The organism is Methanosarcina sp. A14 (genome assembly GCF_001729375.1).
In the GTDB taxonomy this organism is placed as follows: Archaea; Halobacteriota; Methanosarcinia; order Methanosarcinales; family Methanosarcinaceae; genus Methanosarcina; species Methanosarcina barkeri.
In genome coordinates, this window is sequence record NZ_LZPK01000108.1 from 1 (window position 1) to 2,638 (window position 2,638).

The following is a 2,638-nucleotide window of genomic DNA, read 5'->3' on the forward strand; positions in this document are numbered from 1 at the left end:
AACTGACACTGGCGATCATATCTGGACTTGCAAAGTTGACGACGTGCAGGGCGAAGACGATGTTCCTGTCCTGAAAGTCCATGTCAACCAGGTATTCCAGGGCGCAGTCGACAGTATTGCACAGATCGATGGTCTCTGGCTCATTGACTACGCAAACGCAAGGAAGATCGAATCTGACGATGAATTCGGCAAACTTAACGATGTTTCCCTTAACGGTGCAAGCATTAACATCAGCAATGATGATACATTCAGTCTGACTAAAGACTCTGATCAGGAAATCGGAGAGGGAATGTACTTCAAGATTGCCGACTCCAACGATCTCAGATACTACCCATACGTTGAGCAGACCATTGGTAACGGAACCACTACAACCACCCTAAGTAACACCAGCATCGATAACACAACAGCTACCGATAACATGAGTGTTACTACACCAGTTGTGAACAACACTGAAGAAACTCAAGATGTAAACGCGAGCGCTCCTACAAACATGGAGACCCCAGTTACACCAGAACCAGCTGCTGCAAACAACACCACCGAAACAAAGAGCAGCGCTCCTGGCTTTGAGATCGTCCCAGCAATCTTCGGACTGCTGTCAGTCTTCTACATCGTCAGGAAGAACAGATAAATTCTCTGAGTGAAGGATTTTCTTAATCCTTCCTTTTTTTAAATTTTTTATTGAAATCCTAATTGACTGTTGCGTACTTAAATTCCGCATTTTTAGACGAATAAATGTCCCTGATATCATTGTGCTTACATAAGTAAAGGACTTGTAGCAGAATTTTAAAATCGTGATAATTAACCTTACATATTTTCATTACTCACATGTGCGCTTAATATTTGGAAACTAAGGATTGTATCCTGAAATGATTCCGCAAATTCAAAAAATTTGAAAGTTAAATATACAATAAAATAGCAGTCGACGCAAAAGGTTAAACGCTGAAGAAATTTCAATTCCATTTTGATACTTTAGAACGATCATATAAAAGAAACAAGTTTTAAGTTGAAATAAAATAACGGGTCGCCTGCATACAATATATAACTGCAATAAAGAAATTAAAAAACGAAATCGTTTTGGGATAAAACAGGGATAAAAGAGAAGTGAATAAATTGCTCATCGAAATAAAACGTACTGACCAACAGAGATAGTTATATTTAAAAAACTTAAAGTGTACCATTATTCTCCACAATTAATATATAGTTGTGTTATTCTATGTAAAAAACCTAATAAATCGGATAACAGTAAGAGATATTTCATAATTATCTGTTTTTGGATTAAGGTATTCAAACACTGAGGCGCACATTAAATGATATCCTCAAATCAACTAGACTTTATGATAACGCTGTCTCTGATATTTTCAGTGCCAGCAGGCTATTATATTTTTGTGCCGGAACCTCTTCGGCCCAAATATTATTATAGAAACCTTAGGTCGCCCGGGATTTCAGAGATTCTACCTTATGTAGCTTCGGCAGCATTTATCTTCATACTTATGGATTCACAAAGAAAAATTTCAAACCTCCTGGGTCTCAGTCCCTCTCTCAATTATGATAGGTATATGTTGATGCTGGAAGGCACTAAAGTGAGTATTTTCCAGAGCATAGCCAATCCAACGCTGACATACTTTTGTGGAGCAGTTTATCTGGTTGGATTTTCATTCCTTTTGATCTTTACATTTATATTATTCCTGTTTAGCCAGGATGATGAAGCTCTTAAAGAGTATGCAATTACTTTTATGCTTATATATTTGATAGCTTACATTTTTTACATATTTTTCCCAGTAAATGTGACAGGGCATGTATTGCCAGGAGTGGTCCCTTTGCTATATCAATTGAATCCGGCCATCCTGGGGATAGTAACTATCTGTAGTCCCGGTCTTAACAATTGCTTCCCAAGTCTGCATGCTGCACTCTCGGTAATGGCAACGATGTTTATACTTTTCAAGACAGATCTCAGGCGTTACAAGGTTTTTGCGGTAGGAACAACCATTTTCATCCTTTTTTCAATACTGTATCTTGGCATACACTGGATCACGGATATGATTGGCGGAATTATACTTGCTTTTATTTCTTATTTCTTAACTATTCGAATTTTTAAAAAGAGGTTCAAGGATGAAAGTACTCGTTTTTATATGCGGTGAAGGGTTAGGTCATACCAGCCGCTGTATCGCATTGGGCCGGGAGTTGTTAGCTGCAGGCCATGAAGTTTATTTAGGAGCATATGGTTATTCAAAGGAGTTTATCGAGAGAAAAGGATACAAGACCGTTGAAATCCCCCCGGAAATAAAACTTGTGGGTGAGTCCGGTTCCCTGAACCTGAAAAGGTCAATTATATCTACACTGAAAAACGGGAGTGTTTTTGCTATTTTTAAGGTTCTGAGCTTATTAAAAGAAAAGAAACCTGATATTGTAGTTTCAGATAGTTATTTTACAGGAGTAGTGGCCTCTAAAGTCAGCGGAATTCCTGTTTACCTTATAGTTAATCAGTCAAACATGGAAACTTTCTTTAAAAATGGAGGCATTGCCCTAAGAACGATGGGCGGAATAATTAAACAGTTTTATAGCTGCATTTTCAGAAGAGTTGACAGAATAGTAATTCCTGATTTCCCAATGCCTTATAACGTATGCCGTCTTATGCTTG

3 protein-coding genes are annotated in these 2,638 nt (G+C 37.9%); all 3 read left to right on the forward strand.

All coding sequences use genetic code 11. The annotated features are described in order from the left end of the window. The coding region (locus A9239_RS05940) for an S-layer protein domain-containing protein (RefSeq protein ID WP_255361913.1) at positions 1-628 on the forward strand (628 nt) is incomplete at its 5' end. Between the two features lie 679 nt (positions 629-1,307). Continuing rightward, positions 1,308-2,138, forward strand: a complete 831-nt coding sequence (locus A9239_RS05945) for a phosphatase PAP2 family protein (RefSeq protein WP_048121024.1) — start codon at positions 1,308-1,310, stop codon at positions 2,136-2,138. Continuing rightward, a partial coding sequence (locus tag A9239_RS05950) for a glycosyltransferase family protein (protein ID WP_141706385.1) occupies positions 2,110-2,638 on the forward strand: 529 nt, incomplete at its 3' end. The genes A9239_RS05945 and A9239_RS05950, both read left to right, overlap by 29 nt.

Coding starts and splice junctions, on each gene's coding strand:
- A9239_RS05945 (WP_048121024.1), top strand. CDS start 1,308: ATGATATCCTCAAATCAACTAGACTTTATGATAACGCTGTCTCTGATA.